Source organism: Marinobacter albus, from assembly GCF_030238305.1.
Lineage (GTDB): Bacteria > Pseudomonadota > Gammaproteobacteria > Pseudomonadales > Oleiphilaceae > Marinobacter > Marinobacter albus.
The window spans coordinates 187,567-203,815 of sequence record NZ_JASSQD010000001.1; the positions used below are offsets into that span (position 1 = coordinate 187,567).

The window sequence follows — 16,249 nt, forward strand, 5'->3', positions numbered from 1 at the left end:
CTCAGGCGGAGTCCCGTTTCTGCCGGCTCTTGAGCAAGCAGGATTTTTCAATGGTTTTGACCAGTTCCCGGGCCAGTTCTTCCGGGGTTCCACACAGGGTGGAGCAACCGGTTGCCGCGACGGAGTCTGGCATGGAACTGTTCCCGCAGCTGCTGCTTTCCTGAACCCAGATTCGACTGCCATAGGCCTTCAGTATGGGGGCGGCAATTGCGCCATCGTTGCCCATGCCGGAGAACAGGATAGCATGGCAGCGCCGGCCGTAATGGTCGGCGACGTTGAACAGGACCTGGTCGATGGAAGGGCCGTAAGGCCCGGGCCAGGGCGTATTGAGTTCGGTCAGTGTCCCGGTCTCACTGACTTTCCATTCGTGCTCGACTGGCAGCAGTACTACGTCGCCGTTATTGACCCGGAGGCCCTCTTCCGCGCGTCGGAGCTGGTAGTGGGCGTGACGGCCGAGCACCCGGGTCAGCACGTCGGTGAAATTGCCATCAATGTGCTGGGCATAGATAAAGCCGACCGGCAGCCCCGGGGGCAGGTGATCGAGAAACGTCTTGACGGCCGCCGGCCCCCCGAGCGAGGCACCGAGAATCCAGACCTCTTCGGCTACGGAGCCCGGCGTAGCGGGTGGAATCCAGTGGGGGAGCGTCGTGGTTGGCGGGCTTGCAGGGCGCTGTTCCTCAAGTTCCTGGATGCTGGCTTCGGAATCGAGCTCCTCAAGGCTGCCAAGCTGCTGTTCCAGCTTGCCCAGCAATCGACGTTCCCAGCGGAAATAGTCCGTTCCCCCCGGTTTGGGTGCCTGATCAAGGCCGAACAGAACCGGAGATTCGGTGTTTTCAAACAGGTGGTCGAACAGCATTGGATGATCGGCTTCATCTGCCAGGGTGACCAGCCAGAGCCCGGCATCCGGAAAGTCCGGGTAGCCGAGAAGGCGCTCGGGATCCCCGGAAAAGCAGACGTCGAGACCGACCTTTGCCGTTGCAGCCTGCAGCCGGTGACGCTGGAGCACAACATCCGAGACAATCCCGACGCTGGGCCGGCCACATTGGCCGGCCATCACCGGTTACCGGTTAGCCGTTCGATGGTTTCAAGAAGCTCGGTTTCCTGGAAAGGCTTGCCGAGATACTCGTTCACACCGATGGCCATGGCCCGTTCCCGGTGTTTCTCACCGGTCCGCGACGTGATCATGCAGATGGGCGTTTCCGACAGGTTGTCGTCGTGCCGCACGAAACTTGCCACCTCGAAACCATCCATCCGCGGCATCTCGATATCCAGCAGGATTACGTCCGGTTTGTGGTCCTGTAGCTGGGCGACCGCATCCAGGCCGTCTTTCGCCAGAATGACCTCCATGCCGTTGCGTTCAAGCAGTCGCGAGGTAACCTTCCGTACCGTAACCGAGTCGTCCACCACCATAACCGTGGTGATCTGCTCCTCGTACCGGGCTGCTTCCCGGGCTTTCTCCAGGCTGGCCAGCCGCTGACGCTCGGACAGGATGTCGGAGCGGATCATCGCCGGCAGGTCGAGAATCACGACCACGTTACCGTCACCCAGGATGGTCGCACCGGAGACGCCGCGTACGGAACCGAATTGCGGGCCGAGGGATTTAACCACGATTTCCCGGCTACCCATCAGGTTGTCGACCTGAAGCGCCATGGGCTGCTCCGCGCCACGCACCAGAATGACTGGCAAGGGCAGAGCCTGACCCTGGAGTTTCGGCTGGTGGTCGCTGTTCAGCAGGCTGCCAAGGTACTGCAGGCGGTATTCCTGGCCGGCGTATTCGTACAACGGCGCATCCGGCTTGTAATACTCTTCGAGTTCGTAGGTGCTGACCCGGACAATACCCTCGATGGTGTTGAGCGGGATGGCGTAGAAGTCCTCGCCGGTGGACACCATCAGGGCCCGGTTTACGGATACGGTAAACGGCAGGCGCACCGTGAAGGTCGAGCCGCGTCCGAGCGCCGAATCAATGTCCAGACTGCCGCCAAGCTGTTTGATCTCGCTGGCGACCACGTCCATGCCCACGCCACGTCCGGAAATCTGTGTCACCTGTTGGGCGGTAGAGAATCCGGGCTGAAGGATGAACTGCAGGATCTCCCGTTCGGTCAGATCCTCATTCTCCCGCATCATGCCCTGACGGATGGCCTTGTCGCGAATGACGTTGGAGGGGATGCCTTTACCATCGTCCATCATCCGCAGAACCACGTCACCGCCCTCTCGGGTCAGGGACAGCACGACTTCCCCGGTTTCAGGCTTGCCCGCAGCGTTCCGGTCCGCCGGTGCTTCAATGCCGTGGTCGAGTGCGTTCCGGAGCATGTGCTCCAGCGGCGCGATCATCCGCTCGAGGATGTTGCGATCCATCTCGCCTTCGGCGTTGCGGACATCAAAGTCCACTTTCTTGCCGAGTTCGCCGCTGATCTGGCGAACAATCCGACGCAGGCGGGGGACCATGGAGGAAAACGGAATCATCCGGGTCTTCATCAGACCTTCTTGAAGTTCCGTGTTGATCCGGGATTGCTGAACAAGCAGCGTCTCCGTATCCCGTACCCGGTCAGACAGGGTTTCCCGCAGGTCTGCAAGGTCAGAGGAGGACTCGGTCAAGGCCCGCGACAGCTGCTGGATCGAGGAGTACCGGTCCATTTCCAGCGGGTCAAAGTCTTCCCCGTAGTCCGGACCGTGTTCCTTCTCGGCACTGAACAGGATTTGCGCCTCGGTTTCGATATCCATCCGTCGCAACTGTTCACGCAGACGCTCGATGGTTGCAGCCATTTCGTCCAGGGTATGGCCGAAATCACTGGTCTGGGTCTCCAGCCGGCCACGGGTGATACTGGTTTCCCCGGCGAGGTTAACCAGTTCGTCCAGCAGCGGTGCCGAGACCCGGATGGTTTCCTGGGCCGCGCGCTGGTTGTCTTTGGCCTTGGTCCGGCTCTTGGCAGCTGACTTGGCGGGCGGCTTGGCCGGCTTGGGTTCAGGCGCAGCCGGTTTTTCTGCCACAGGGGCCGGGGCTGCGGGTTCCGTCGGCTCTTCAGTCCTGGCTTCCGGTTGTGCTTCCGGCTGCGGTGACGGGGCCTGGGTCGGCTCCGACATCGCGTCACCGGATTCGTAGCGCTTCCGGATGTCGGCCACCATGGCGATGATGGCGTCGTGGTCTTCGGTGATGCTCTGCCACTGGGTCTTGTCCGGGGCGTTGCCACCCAGGTCAATCAGCCGGGTCTCGAAAGCGTGCGCCTTGTCTCCCAGCTGCGTCAGTTGCGACAGGCGTGCGCCGCCTTTCAGGGTGTGCAGGGCGCGCTGTGCCTCCTGATTGAAGCCGTGATTGGTCGGCTCCTTGCGCCAGTCATCGAGCAGCTGCTCCAGCTGATCCATAATTTCGCCGGCTTCCTCGAGGAAAATCTCAAGAACTTCCGGGTCTACCTGATCGGCTGCCGGCGCAGGCTCCGACGGTTGCGCGTCGGTTGCGGCCGAGTCGTGGGCCGTTTTCAGGGCATCGACCAGTTCTGTGTCGCCTTCCGGCTTGTTGCCCTCTTCCAGGCTGGCGAGCATCGCCTTCAATGAGCCCAGGGCCTTGGTGCTCAGCGCCAGTAGCGTCTGCTGGTTACTGGCGCCAGCAATCAATGGGTCCAGTGCGTCCGACCAGGCTTCGGCCAGATCGGCGATCGGATCGACGTCAGACAGTCGGGCTCCACCCTTGAGGGTATGGAGCTCCTGTTGGAGCTGGGTGACGCCGGTCAACTCGTCGGGCTCGTCGCGCCACTGGGCCAGACACTCGCTGACGGCGGCGTAAATCTCGAGTCCTTCATCGAGGAAAATGCCGATCAGGTCATCATCACTGGCACCGGCCAGGGCGTCGGCCAGACCGGGGCTGGCTTCAACCGTGGCCCGGGCAACGTCCTGTTCCGGCTCATCCTGAACCGGTTTCCCGGTCAGGGGCTTGCCGCGCAGGATGGCCTGAACCTCCGCCACCAGGTCCCTGGCGGGCGGGCAGGGCTTCTGGGTTGCTACCTGTTCAACCATCTGGGCCAGACGGTCATGGCACGCGAACAGCAGATTGTTCATGTCCTCGCTGGCGTCCAGCTGACCTTCCGCCACCTTCTCGAACAAATCCTCGAGAACGTGAGTCAGGTCACCGATGGCTTCGACGCCGGCCATGCGCGCACCGCCCTTGAGGGTGTGTACATCTCGCTGCAGTTCCGCGGCCACCGCCCGGTCGGACGGATCCTCGCTCCAAGTGTGGAGCGCGCTGCCGGTAGAGTTGATCAGGTCATAAGCTTCTTCCAGAAAGATGCCAACAAGCTCGGGATCGAGATGGGAGAGATCGGTGACGTGGTCTTCCTGTGGTTCGTCCTCAGCCGGTGCCGGTTCAGCCGCCTCGTCCAGTTCCGGAATGGGCAGGGTGTCTTCATCCGGCTCGTCCGGGGCTTCGGGTTCCCCGGCTGGGCTGACATCGGTGACCGGGCGGATGCCGGTTGCACCGTTCATGTAAGCCTGGATCTCACCAATCAGATCCGGTGCCGGACGCGGTGTTTCCTGGGCCTCGAGGGCCTCGACCATGCCGGCGAGGCGATCGTGGGAACGGAACAGCAGGTCGGACAGCTCATCGCTGATCGACAGACGCTGTTCCGTGAGGCCTTCAAACAGCGTCTCCAGTTCGTGGGAAAGATCACCGATCGACGGAATATCGGCGAGGCGTGCCCCCCCTTTCAGGGTGTGAAGGTCCCGCTGCAACAAACGCAGAATATCGAGGTTGTGCGTGTTTTCGCTCCAGTTCTGAAGCGCATCGGCGGTGCTGTCGATCAGGTCGCGGGCTTCCTCGAGGAAAATCTCGGCAAGCTCCTGGTCCATGTCATCGTCGGATTCATCGGTTTCCGGCAATGCTGGCGGCTCTGGTGTCTCGTCTTCCTTTGTGGCCTCGGGCTCGCCCGTTTCGATCCCGTCCATGTCAAAGCTAAGATCGATGGCTTCGAGGTCCTCGGTAAATTCCTGGTCGAATGCGTTCGGTTCGGCAGCCTCGGTCGGGTGTTGGCCCAGCGCTTCGAGTCGGCTCAGGATATCGTCACTGGATTCGGTCGCCAGCCCGGCGGCAACCTGGTCCATCATGTTGATCAGCTGCTCGTGGGCGTCACGTACGGTATCGAAGAAGTGTTGGTCGGGTGCGCTCTCGCTGGCTGCGGCCGAACGGTAGGCGTCCTTAAGGGCTCCGGACAGTGACGACACGTCGGACAGACCAGCGTCCGCGGCACCTTCGTTGAGCTGTGCCAGTTCATCGCGGAGTTTGTCGAGGGACTCGGTCTGTTCCGGATTGCTGGCCCATTGATCCAGAATGCGGTCGGCGTCTAGGACGATATCCAGACCTTCATTCAGGAACAGCTGGACCAGTTGTGGTGGCGCTTCCGGGGCAGGCTGCTCGTCGCCGGTGGTTTCCCGGTGGCCGCGCAGAGTCTGCTGGGAGATCCGGTCGAGCTTCTCAAGGAACTCATCCGTACCCGGCAGCGATGCCTGCGGATTTTTCCGGATCTGGGCCAGCCCCTGGGTCAGGAAATTACAGGCGTCTTCGATGCACGACAGTATTTCGCGATCGGCGCGCTTGTTCTGGCCCCGGGATTCCTTGACGAAGCGTTCAAGCGGGGTAATGACCGCAGCGATCGGCGCTATACCGGCGGTGTGGGCGCTCCCCTTGAGGGTGTGCAGAGCCCGGGACAGGTCATCGGTGTAGGAGATGGCGGTCTTGTCACCGGCTGCCGCGAGATAATCGTTCAGGGTTTGCAGGTGCGTTTCGGTTTCACTCTCAAAGATATCGAGAAGAACCGGATCGACGCCGCTGTCCTCGGCGAACACCTCGGCGGTGTCGCCACTCTCGCTGGAATCGGGCTTAGCAAATGAGTCGCTATCGGCAGAGGGCATGCTGCTGGCGTTGGGGATCTCGCCATTGGCGAGGGCGTTGGCGCGCGCTTCCAGAGTTGAGGTGTCCAGGCTCGGGTCGCGTCGTTTCTCGAAGTCCTCGACCAGGGCCGGCAACGCGCCGGTCACATCGTCCAGCAGATTGGCGATGTCGTCGTTCATGAAAATGCTGCCGTCGATAACCCGGTTCAGCATATTCTCTACCGACCACGCCAGTTCTCCGACGACCAGTGCGCCCACCATCCGGCCACTGCCTTTCAGAGTGTGGAAGGCACGGCGCACTTCGGACAGGGCACTCCGGTCGTCGTGCTGGCGCAGCAACATCGGGAGGTATTCCCGAATGGTTTCGAGCACTTCGCCCGCTTCCTCGATGAAGATCTCGAGGATTTCATCGTCGATCAGGTCGTCGTCCTGGGCCGACCCGATCTGTGCCTGTTCCTGAACGGCGGGCTCGGAGGCTTCGGAAGAGGCGGTGTCTTCTTCCGGGGCCTCGACGTCCGACTGGGGCTCAGCGGGCGCTTCGTCACCGTCGGAGCGGCGGGTGGTCGCCATGGCTTCGGCGCGCTCAATCAGCGCACTGACGTCGCCACCGGAGTGGCCGTCCCGGAATTCTCGAATCAGCGACGGAATGCGGGTGTTGACCTCATCGATAAGCGAGAATAGGTCATCGTTGGGCTTGATGGTCTGGTCAATCACCCGGTTCAGCAGGTTCTCCACCGACCATGCCAGCTCGCCCAGGCTGGTGGCACCCACCATACGGCCACTACCCTTGAGGGTATGGAAGGCGCGCCGTACTTCGGTCAGGGCCTCGCGGTCGTCGTGATTCTGGCGCAGTTGCGGATAGAAGTCGTGGATGGTTTCCAGGACTTCCTCGGCTTCCTCGACGAAGATCGACAGGATTTCATCATCCAGCAGTTCGTCGTCGGTCGCCTTGTCGGTTTCCACCGCGGCCGGGGTAACCTCCTCGGTGGGCGGTTCCATGACCGGTATGTCTGCCCCGGCCTCGGTCCAGGTGGGCTCGGCGCCAACCGGGAAGCCGAGGGAAGCCAGACTTTCTTCGGCGACCTTCAGCACGGATTCGTTTTCACCGATGCCCTCGGCCAGGCGCTCAAGATAGTACTCGATACTGGTGACCGCATCGGCCAGGGTGTCGAGTTGTTTCCAGTCCGGAACCTGTTTGCCACCCAACAGGACGTCAGTGATGTAACGTTCGGCGGAAGCCAGCATGTCGGCAACGCGATCCAGGGGAATCAGGCCGAGACCGCCACGAATGCTGTGGAGCAGACCCGGCACGTGTTCGATTTCGCGGGTATCCCACTGTGACGCAATGAAATTCACAATGGCTGTTTTGACCTGTTCGAGGGTGTTTCTGGACTCCCTCAAGAGTGCGCTGCTGGCTTCTCCCAGCTCCCGGGAGCCCAGGTTGACCGGTTTGCTGTCGTCGCCCTCGGCGCTGCTCTCATGCTGGCGGTCGCTGTCGAATCCGGCCAGGCTGGCTTCCACGTACAGCAAAGCGCCGGCGATATCCATCATGGTGCCGTCGTCGACCAGATCGCTCTGTTTGCTCAGCTTCTCAACCAGTTCGATTTGCTCGGTCACGACTTTGCGCGGGATTCCCAGGCCCAGCACCGCCAGGGTGTTGGCGACCTGGCGCATGCCGGGTAGCAATTCTTCCAGCTCGCCGTTCTGGCGGAGTTCGGCCCGAACGAACAGGTCGAGCTGATCCTTCAGTTTGGCCAGCTCCTCGTTGAGGGCGCTAACCACCGAATGAATGGCCTCGCGGCCGGGGCCGGAGACCCGGGTACGGGCGGCGTCAACATCGTCCTCGGACGGCAGTGCCTGGTCCAGCTGGTATTCGCTTCTCAGGGCCTGGACCTGTGGCGTATCGAGATCACGGGCCCGGGCGACATAATAGAGCAGATGCTTAAAGAGGGCTTCCGGTGCCGGTTGCTGAAGGATGTCGGCGTGTTCGTCGGTCAGCCGTCGAATCTCGCTATCCAGTTCACGCAGCAGGGATTTGACCGCTGCGTTGACCGGGTTTATGTGCGCCTGGAGCGTTTCGACAAATGCACTGGCGGCTTTCCAGAGTTCACCCCGCGGTGTTTTCTGGCACAGCCGGGTGAGACGCAGAATGACTTTCTGCATGTAATCAAAATGGGCGTCCAGATTTTCCTCACGCACGATCCCGGCGAGGGCAAACTGGTACATCTGGCGGAGTTTCCGGATATGGCCCAGAACCTTGGGGTCCTGCAGGCGCTGGGAGGTCTTGTCACTGACCTGAAGCTGGGAACGGCTCAGATCCGGCTTGAACAGGGACGTGTCGGACAGGAGGGCTTCACCACGGGCCGCCCGCAGATCGTTCAGCAGGGGTAGCAGCACCATCGGAAAATCGTCCTGGCTGGTGGCCAGGTGTTCCAGATACTGGGGCAGTTGCAGGATGGCCTGCATCAGGACTTCGACAGCCTCGTCGACGTTGGCAACAGTGTCGTTGAGCACCGCCTGGGTGAGCTTTTCCATCTCTTCGGTCAGCAAAGCCGCGCCGTAAAGCTCAACCATCTGCAGGGTGCCATGCACCTGATGGAGGTAATTCAGGCAGAAGCGCAGGCGCGCGGTGTCGTCACGGTTTTCGACATACGCTTCCAGTGCATGCTGACCCTGGGTCAACGTGTCCTGTATCTCGCCCCGAACCCAGTCGAGGGCGATGCTGTCATGGTGATTGCCCATAACCACTCCGGTTATTCTTCGTCGGTCTGGCGTTTGATCCACGCCAGCACATGTTCCGAGGGTACCCTCTGCAGGCCTGGAGGCTGCCAATCGGTCAGCTCTCCCTGGCCCAGCACCAGCAACCCCCCGGGCGCCAGCCGCTCTGCAAGTCGCTTGACAATTTCCCGCCGGCGCCAGCGGCGGAAATAGATCAGCAGATTCTGGCAGAAGATAATGTTCATCCCGTGCATGGGTGCCTTATCGAGATCCAGTACGTTCAGTCTGGTAAAGCACACCCTGTCCCGGATGTTTTTCACTATTTCTACGGTATTCCGCTCGGCCGGGCGGAAATACCGGGACTTCATCTCTTCGTCCATTCCCATCAGTTTGCGGGGATTGAACTGGCCGACATGGGCCTTTTCGATCGCGGGCTTGCTGATGTCGGAGCCGGTGATGCCGAACAGCGGCTGCAATTCCAGCTGGGTCATGCATTCATTCAGCACCATGGCGAGGGTGTAGGGCTCTTCACCACTTGAACACCCGACGCTCCAGGCTTCCAGGGGGCGTTTTTTCAACAGCTCCCTCGGTCGTGTCAGCACATAATCGGCCACCAGGCGAAACGCATCCGGGTCCCGGAAAAACCGGGTTTCCTGGACCGTGAGTCGATCCACCAGTGTTGACCACTCCCTGATGGCGTCAGGCCCAGATACGATTTTCTCGTAGTAGGCCTGATAGCTGCTGCAGCCGATTTCCCGCATCCGGATCCCGAGATTGGTTTCCAGGAACGAGCGACGCTCAGCCGACAGGGTTATGCCGGTACGATGTTCCAGCAGAGTCTGCCACTGGTTGAACTGCACCTCGTCCATATCGGGGAGTCGGCGCAGCGACCAGATACCTTCGGCGGGTGACAGGTTGTTATGCATCTGTGCCATAAACCGTCAACTGCCCGGGCCGGAAAATCAGCCCACCACCGGAACGTCGGTGTCTTCCTCTTCTTCCTGCTCTGCTGCGTCTTCTTCCGGCAGGGTAAAGCCGGCAACGGAGGAGCGCAGCTCAGACGCCATTTCTGCCAGGTTACCGATAGACTTCGCCGTGGCGTTGGTACCGGACGAGGTCTGGGAGGTGATTTCCTGGATGACGTTCATGGTGTTCGAGATGTGTGCCGCAGACGACGACTGCTGTCGTGCCGCGTTGGAGATGTTCTGGATCAGTTCCGCCAGACTCATGGATACGTTCTCGATTTCCTCGAGCGCGATACCCGCGTCCTGGGCCAGACGGGCACCCCGTACCACCTCAGCGGTGGTGTGTTCCATGGAGATAACCGCTTCGTTGGTATCGGACTGGATCGTCTTAACCAGCGCTTCAATCTGCTTGGTTGCCGCAGAGGAACGTTCCGCGAGGCGCTGAACCTCGTCCGCGACCACCGCGAAGCCTCGACCCGCGTCACCGGCCATGGAGGCCTGGATTGCGGCGTTCAGGGACAGGATGTTGGTCTGGTCGGCGATGTCGTTGATCAGGGATACGATGTCACCGATTTCCTGGGAAGATTCACCCAGACGCTTGATCCGTTTGGAGGTTTCCTGAATCTGCTCCCGGATGTTGTCCATGCCGCGGATGGTGTTCTGTACCACTTCCGCGCCTTTCTTCGCGATCGCAACCGACCGCTCCGCAACCGCCGAGGATTCTGCGGCGTTAGAGGATACCTGGTCGATGGACACCGCCATCTCGTTAACAGCGGCAGAGGCGCCGGCAATTTCCTGGGCCTGGTGCTCGGAGGCGTCGGCCAGGTGCATGGCCGTGGCCTGCGTTTCCTGGGCCGCCGAAGATACTCGAACCGCGGTGCCACGAATCGACTGAACCAGTCCGCGCATCTGGTCGATCGCGTAGTTGATAGAGTCGGCGATGGCGCCGGTGAAGTCCTCGGTAACCGTGGCCTCGGTGGTCAAGTCACCATCCGCCAGGTCGGCGAGTTCGTCCAGCAGTCGCAGGATCGCATTCTGGTTCTGCTCGTTCTGCTCCTGGGTCGTGGACAGGCGCTGCTGCGCTTCCCGGTACAGGGCCAGACCGATGAAGACCACGATGGCAACCATGGCCGCCAGGAAGATAAAGGCCAGGGTCGGGCTAATCAGGCGGGAGCCGGACTGGTTCCGGAAGCCATCTGCCAGTATGGACAGTTCTGACAGCAGAAGCTCGGAGTTCTGGAAGATATCGCTGGCCGCAGTACGCACTTTGAAGAGGTCGGGAGAGGCTTCAAGGATGGCGTCTACGTTCTGGGAAACGAACTCGAACAGTTCGGCAACGGCTTCGAGACCGTAAATGGCGTCTTCATCGTTGACCTTTGAAATGCCCATGGCCTGGTTGCCATTGAGCTGGCCTTCGAGTACCCGGCCGAACAGGCTGGCGTCGCGACCGAACCGGTCGGCGGCGATCACCGCATCTTCGTCACCGGACAGTACGTTGTTGACCGAGCGGACAATCCGTTCCGCGAGCAGCGACTGGCGCTGAGCCAGGGCGATCTGCTCGGCCGGAGCGCCGTTATCCAGCAGGATTTGTACGATGTCATCGTATTCCACCTGCAACTGCGGAATGGTTTCGTTCAGGGTCCGTGCCACTTCGTGCAGGCCCAGTACGGCGTCCTGGGTGGAGAGGATGCTGTCGGCGTTTTCACGCACGGTATTCCAGTTTTCCTGAACGCCGCTCTGCTGAGCCAGTTCGCTGGGCGGGAGGCCGGTTTCGGGGTTGCCCTCAGTGACGTTGCTCCAGAGCTGCTGGAACTCATCCCGTGACCGCCGTAGCTGGTTGAAAGCCTCGGCAGTACCGCCGGCAGCCTCGGTGGCGTTCTTCGCAATGGCCTGCGAGAGAACCCTCAGCTCGGCGGTGTTGGCGATGTACTCCTGATCGTTCTGGCTGTCTTTGTTAATAATAAACAGGACCACAACGAGCAGGACGGTGAGTGCAATCAGTGCGGCGATCAGACCGGCAACGAGCTTGTTGCCTCCCTGTCCCATACTGAGTCTTCCGGCTCTGTTTTTCATTTTCTGGCTCCCGGCCTCTTCATAAAGATTGGCAAGTTTGTTTTTGCGGGTATCAGGCGGTCAGGGTGATGTTCCTGCCAGTTCCACACCCTTACCACTGTGCGACGTCAAGAAAGCGTTCGTCATCGAGCAGGTCGACGGCAGAAAAGACTTTCCAGACTTCCTCGTTGCGTTCGTAGCCGCCTGTGACAAACGGTCGAACGTTTTCAGGTACACCTTCCGGTGAGTCCTTGAAACTGTCTGATGCGAAGTACTGCATGCCCAGCACGTTATCGACCACCAATCCGCTGAAAATGTCTCCCTCTTCGACCACGAGCACGCGTCGTTCACGCAGACTGCGCGACGAGCGGGGGATGTCGAAGAAGCTGGCGAGATCAACCAGGGGGAGGAGGCGACCACGGACGTTGGCGGCACCGAGAAGAAAGGGACGAACCCCCGGAATGTGGGTAAACCGGGGGACATGGAGAATTTCTGTGACTTCGCCCATGGGCGCCACATAACGCTCACCGGCCAGAACAAATCCAATGCCGTTCCACAGCTCAACGGCTTGCTGCTGCTCCGGCAAGCCAGCCGCCATGGACCGGCTGCGCTGGGCGATATCCGTCAGAACGGCATAGGGGGCGGTCTGGGCGGACATGCTTACTCCACGGTTGGGGATCAGGCAATCAGACTGTTGATTGTTTTGATCAGATCGTCTTCGTTAACCGGCTTGACCAGATAACCTTTGGCGCCCTGACGGGTACCCCAGACACGGTCAGTTTCCTGATCCTTGGTGGTGACAATCACCACGGGAATGGAAGCGGTCTCCGGAGCGCGGGTCAGCTGGCGGGTTGCCTGGAACCCGTTCAGGCCAGGCATGACTACATCCATCAGCACCAGGTCCGGCGTTTCGGCTCGGGCTTTGGCAACACCGTCTGCGCCGTTGTCGGCGGTCAGAACTTCGTGCTGGTGCTTTTCCAGAATGGTGGAGATCTTCTTCACCTCGGTGGGGGAGTCGTCAACAATGAGAATGCGAGCCATGGGTTCCTCGATGGTTCTGGGTTTCAGCAGGTTTACTGTTCCGCCTGGGGGACATACTGGCGGATAGTGTTAAGCAGCTCATCCTTGCTGAACGGTTTGGTCAGGTACTGGTCGGAGCCGACAATACGGCCCTTCGCCTTGTCGAACAGGCCGTCCTTGCTGGAGAGCATAATAACCGGCGTCTTCTTAAAAGAGGAATTGTTCTTGATGAGTGCGCAGGTCTGGTAGCCATCCAATCGGGGCATCATGATATCGACAAAAATGATGTCCGGCTGGGAATCGGCAATCTTGGCCAGAGCGTCAAAGCCGTCAGTTGCGGTGATGACCTCACAGCCGACCTTTTTCAGAAGGGTTTCTGCGGTGCGACGAATGGTTTTACTATCGTCGATCACCATGATCTTCAGATTCTCGAAGTTGTCATCCATTGTCCAACTGCCTTGCGCTCAGCGACTGTCATTATTTTCAAACGGGGATTTTTAACACAAACGTTAAGGTTGTTCTATAAACCCCGCTTATTTATAGAGTATCAATGGCTGGATAAAAAGTATTACTTTGTGACCAAATGTACTTGTGCCTGCAACTTCACGTAATCGGCTGAGGATTTCTGCGGATGCATTCGGGGCTCGGGTACAATACCATTCAATGTCTCAGCATAGCACTTATCATCCGGCTCACTCTGCTGACCGGTTCGTGTTTTTAACCCTTGGAGCTCAAGAGACACTATGACAGTCCGACTCGGGATCGTGATGGATCCGATTGAGGATATCCATTTCAAGAAAGACAGTTCCCTGGCGATGTTGCTGGCGGCGCAGAAACGCGGCTGGGAGATCGAGTACATGGAGCTGCCGGACATGTATCTGGATGGCGGCAAGGCCATGGCTCACACCCGGGACCTGACGGTGCACATGGACCCGGAGAACTGGTACAGCTTCGGCCCAAGCCAGGACCGGGCCCTGGGTGAGCTGGACGTGATTCTGATGCGCAAGGATCCGCCGGTGGACCGGGAATTTCTGATGGCGACCTACATTCTCGAGGCGGCCGAGCAGCAGGGCGCACTGGTGGTCAATCCAGCGGCCACCCTGAGGGACTGCAACGAGAAGCTGTTTGCCGCCCAGTTCGAGGATCTCACGCCCCCGTTGCTGGTCAGTCGGTCGGCCACCCGGTTTCGGGAATTCTACGCCCGGCATGGCGATGTCATCATGAAGCCCGTCGATGGCATGGGCGGGCATTCCATTTTTCGCATCAAGGAAAATGACTTCAACCTGGGCGTAATTATCGAGACGCTCACCAACTATGGCCAGCATCAGGCCATGGCCCAGAAATACATCCCGGAAATCGCGGACGGCGATAAGCGCATCCTTCTGATTGAAGGTGAGCCCGTGCCCTATTCCCTTGCGCGTATTCCTTCCCAGGGCGAAAATCGCGGCAACCTGGCAGCAGGTGGCCGGGGCGAAGGCCGTGAACTGACGTCCCGTGATCGGGAGATCTGTAAACGGGTTGCACCGGTGATCAAGGAAAAAGGGCTAATGTTTGTCGGTCTGGACGTCATTGGTGACTATCTCACGGAAATTAACGTAACCAGCCCCACGTGCATCCGGGAACTCGATACCGCGTTCGGGATCGATATTGCCGGTAAGCTGATGGAGGCAGTCGCCCGCCGTCTGGATGGGCGCAAGCGGGCCTAATGCCCGCCTCGGGGCCAACGATTTAACCAGGATCAGGAATGGCAGTTCAGGTAAGCGACTTCGACCGGTTTTCCTTTACCCTCTTTATGGCACTGGCGTTCCACGCCATGGTCGTGCTGGGTATAACCTTCGCACCGGAGTCGCCGCGTTCCTCGGCTCAGACCATGGAAATCACCCTGTCGCAGTTTGAAGACGAAGAAGCGCCTGAAGAGGCCGATTTCCTGGCTCAAACCAATCAGAAGGGCAGTGGCAGTGAAGAGCAGGCCCGGGAAATGACGACCCCGCAGCCGGCAGAGGTCAGTCAGCCCAAGGTTGCCCAGGTACAGCCCGAGCCTCCGTCCCAGACCGCGCCCCAGCCCCGCCAGGAAAAGCAGGTGGTGCAGACCCAAAGCAGCGCCCGCGAGAAAGTCCAGAAACCCAAGGAGCGCACGGAACCGGTGGAAAAGCCGGCCCCGGTCCGCAACAAGAAAAGCCTGATGGAGCGCAGCCTGGAAATCGCCAGTCTGGAGGCGCGCTTTGATGCCCAACAGCAGGCCTACGCCCGGAAGCCCCGGGTGATGCGGGTGACCGCCGCGTCCACGCTGAAATCCACAAATGCCTGGTACGTGCAGAACTGGGTCAGCAAGGTCACGCGGGTCGGCAACATCAATTATCCGACCGAAGCACGGCGTTCCGGTATTTATGGCACGCTGCGAATGCTGGTTTCCCTCAAGAAAGATGGCACAATCAAGGAAGTGGCCGTTCTGCAGTCTTCCGGCAGTACGGTACTCGATGACGCCGCCATCCGTATCGTCCGAATGGCGGCACCGTTTGCACCGTTCCCGGACGAGATGCGGGAAAATGTGGACGAATTGGAAATCATACGAACCTGGTCTTTCCAGCGGCGGGGGCTGACATCCGGATGACAGCATCAAAGCACTCTCCCCACAGCTTGCGACATCATTTCCTGGTGGCGTCCCCCTATCTGGCGGACCCACGGTTTCATGGTGGGGTCATCTATCTGTGCGAACACTCCGACGAGGGCGCACTCGGATTGATGATCAACCAACCCCTGGATATCCACCTCGGGGAAATCCTGGAGCAGCTCGATATGCATGGCGGTGAACTGGATCTTCCGGTCTTCAGCGGAGGTCCTGTCGAGCCCGAACGAGGGTTTGTCCTGCACCCGCCGGGAACCAGTTGGCAGAATACCGCTCAGGTGACCGACGACGTGCTGCTCACCACGTCCCGGGACATTCTGGCCGGTATTGGTAAAAGTGAAGGACCTGAGGAGTTCCTCGTGGCGCTGGGTTACTCCGGCTGGAGCGAGGGTCAGCTCGAGCAGGAGCTGGGAAGCAACTCCTGGCTGACCTGTCCTGCGTCCTCCGACATTCTGTTCCGAACGCCCTGGGAGGATCGCTACAAGGCGGTGCTCAAGAAAATTGGCGTTGATCTGAACCAGCTAAGCGAGTCCATTGGTCATGCCTGAGAAGGGCAACCGACGGGTCCTGGCCTTTGATTACGGAACTCGACGAATCGGTGTGGCATCCGGTCAGGAGATTCTGGGCACCGGACAACCGGTGGCCATGATACCTGCCCGGGACGGCATTCCCGACTGGAGCCAGTTGGAGGCACTGTTGCAGGAGTGGCGCCCGGATCTGGTTGTGGTGGGACTGCCGTTGAATATGGACGATTCCGAGAACGAAATGTGTGCCCGGGCCCGGAAGTTCGGCAACCGCCTGCACGGGCGCTACCATGTACCGGTGGAAATGGTGGACGAGCGTCTCACCAGCTTCGAAGCCAAGGGCGATGTGATGGCCGCCGGAGGCAGCCGGGATTTTGGTCGCCATGGCGTCGATGACCGGGCCGCGGTCCTGATTCTGGAAACCTGGTTTGGTCTACAGGACGAGCGCGCCGGCGAGTGACCGATACCGG

11 protein-coding genes are annotated in these 16,249 nt (G+C 60.1%); 4 read left to right on the top strand and 7 right to left on the bottom strand.

Annotation, left to right across the window (positions count from 1 at the left end; all coding sequences use genetic code 11):
* Position 1: 1 nt before the first annotated feature.
* From QQF73_RS00900 to pilG, 7 genes are all read right to left on the bottom strand, one after another.
* Positions 2-1,054 (bottom strand): chemotaxis protein CheB, encoded by a 1,053-nt coding sequence (locus tag QQF73_RS00900; RefSeq protein ID WP_285366896.1) that lies wholly within the window; start codon positions 1,052-1,054, stop codon positions 2-4.
* Complete coding sequence (locus QQF73_RS00905) at positions 1,054-8,616, bottom strand: Hpt domain-containing protein (protein ID WP_285366898.1); 7,563 nt, start codon at positions 8,614-8,616, stop codon at positions 1,054-1,056. Before QQF73_RS00905 ends, QQF73_RS00900 begins: the two co-directional genes overlap by 1 nt.
* 11 nt (positions 8,617-8,627) lie before the next feature.
* Positions 8,628-9,527, bottom strand: a complete 900-nt coding sequence (locus QQF73_RS00910; RefSeq protein ID WP_219867289.1) for a CheR family methyltransferase — start codon at positions 9,525-9,527, stop codon at positions 8,628-8,630.
* Between the two features lie 27 nt (positions 9,528-9,554).
* Positions 9,555-11,630: a methyl-accepting chemotaxis protein gene (locus tag QQF73_RS00915; protein WP_219867288.1), complete on the bottom strand. Its 2,076-nt coding sequence runs from the start codon at positions 11,628-11,630 to the stop codon at positions 9,555-9,557.
* 91 nt (positions 11,631-11,721) lie between these two features.
* Positions 11,722-12,267, bottom strand: a complete 546-nt coding sequence (locus QQF73_RS00920; RefSeq protein WP_219867287.1) for a chemotaxis protein CheW — start codon at positions 12,265-12,267, stop codon at positions 11,722-11,724.
* 20 nt (positions 12,268-12,287) lie between these two features.
* Entirely contained in the window at positions 12,288-12,650 is a 363-nt protein-coding gene (pilH, locus tag QQF73_RS00925) for a twitching motility response regulator PilH (protein ID WP_008939836.1), read from the bottom strand.
* Positions 12,651-12,682: 32 nt separating this feature from the next.
* Entirely contained in the window at positions 12,683-13,075 is a 393-nt protein-coding gene (pilG, locus tag QQF73_RS00930) for a twitching motility response regulator PilG (RefSeq protein ID WP_008175635.1), read from the bottom strand.
* Between the two features lie 297 nt (positions 13,076-13,372).
* Here pilG and gshB point away from each other — a divergent pair, with 297 nt between their 5' ends.
* The 4 genes from gshB to ruvX are packed head-to-tail and all read left to right on the top strand — an operon-like array spanning position 13,373 to position 16,239.
* Positions 13,373-14,335 carry a glutathione synthase gene (gene gshB / locus QQF73_RS00935; protein ID WP_285366904.1) on the top strand — a complete coding sequence of 321 codons (963 nt, stop codon included), beginning with the start codon at positions 13,373-13,375 and terminating at the stop codon, positions 14,333-14,335.
* A gap of 38 nt (positions 14,336-14,373) precedes the next feature.
* The gene (locus QQF73_RS00940) at positions 14,374-15,240 is read left to right on the top strand and encodes an energy transducer TonB (protein ID WP_219867285.1); all 867 of its coding nucleotides are present in this window, start codon (positions 14,374-14,376) and stop codon (positions 15,238-15,240) included.
* A complete protein-coding gene (locus QQF73_RS00945; protein ID WP_219867284.1) occupies positions 15,237-15,803 on the top strand; it encodes a YqgE/AlgH family protein in 567 nt (188 codons plus the stop codon). The genes QQF73_RS00940 and QQF73_RS00945 overlap by 4 nt, the downstream gene beginning before the upstream one ends.
* Positions 15,796-16,239: a Holliday junction resolvase RuvX gene (ruvX, locus tag QQF73_RS00950; RefSeq protein ID WP_219867283.1), complete on the top strand. Its 444-nt coding sequence runs from the start codon at positions 15,796-15,798 to the stop codon at positions 16,237-16,239. The genes QQF73_RS00945 and ruvX overlap by 8 nt, the downstream gene beginning before the upstream one ends.
* Positions 16,240-16,249: the final 10 nt, after the last annotated feature.

Coding starts and splice junctions, on each gene's coding strand:
- QQF73_RS00905 (WP_285366898.1), bottom strand. CDS start 8,616: ATGGGCAATCACCATGACAGCATCGCCCTCGACTGGGTTCGGGGCGAG.
- QQF73_RS00900 (WP_285366896.1), bottom strand. CDS start 1,054: ATGGCCGGCCAATGTGGCCGGCCCAGCGTCGGGATTGTCTCGGATGTT.
- pilH (WP_008939836.1), bottom strand. CDS start 12,650: ATGGCTCGCATTCTCATTGTTGACGACTCCCCCACCGAGGTGAAGAAG.
- QQF73_RS00915 (WP_219867288.1), bottom strand. CDS start 11,630: ATGAAAAACAGAGCCGGAAGACTCAGTATGGGACAGGGAGGCAACAAG.
- QQF73_RS00945 (WP_219867284.1), top strand. CDS start 15,237: ATGACAGCATCAAAGCACTCTCCCCACAGCTTGCGACATCATTTCCTG.
- pilG (WP_008175635.1), bottom strand. CDS start 13,075: ATGGATGACAACTTCGAGAATCTGAAGATCATGGTGATCGACGATAGT.
- ruvX (WP_219867283.1), top strand. CDS start 15,796: ATGCCTGAGAAGGGCAACCGACGGGTCCTGGCCTTTGATTACGGAACT.
- QQF73_RS00910 (WP_219867289.1), bottom strand. CDS start 9,527: ATGGCACAGATGCATAACAACCTGTCACCCGCCGAAGGTATCTGGTCG.
- QQF73_RS00920 (WP_219867287.1), bottom strand. CDS start 12,267: ATGTCCGCCCAGACCGCCCCCTATGCCGTTCTGACGGATATCGCCCAG.
- QQF73_RS00940 (WP_219867285.1), top strand. CDS start 14,374: ATGGCAGTTCAGGTAAGCGACTTCGACCGGTTTTCCTTTACCCTCTTT.
- gshB (WP_285366904.1), top strand. CDS start 13,373: ATGACAGTCCGACTCGGGATCGTGATGGATCCGATTGAGGATATCCAT.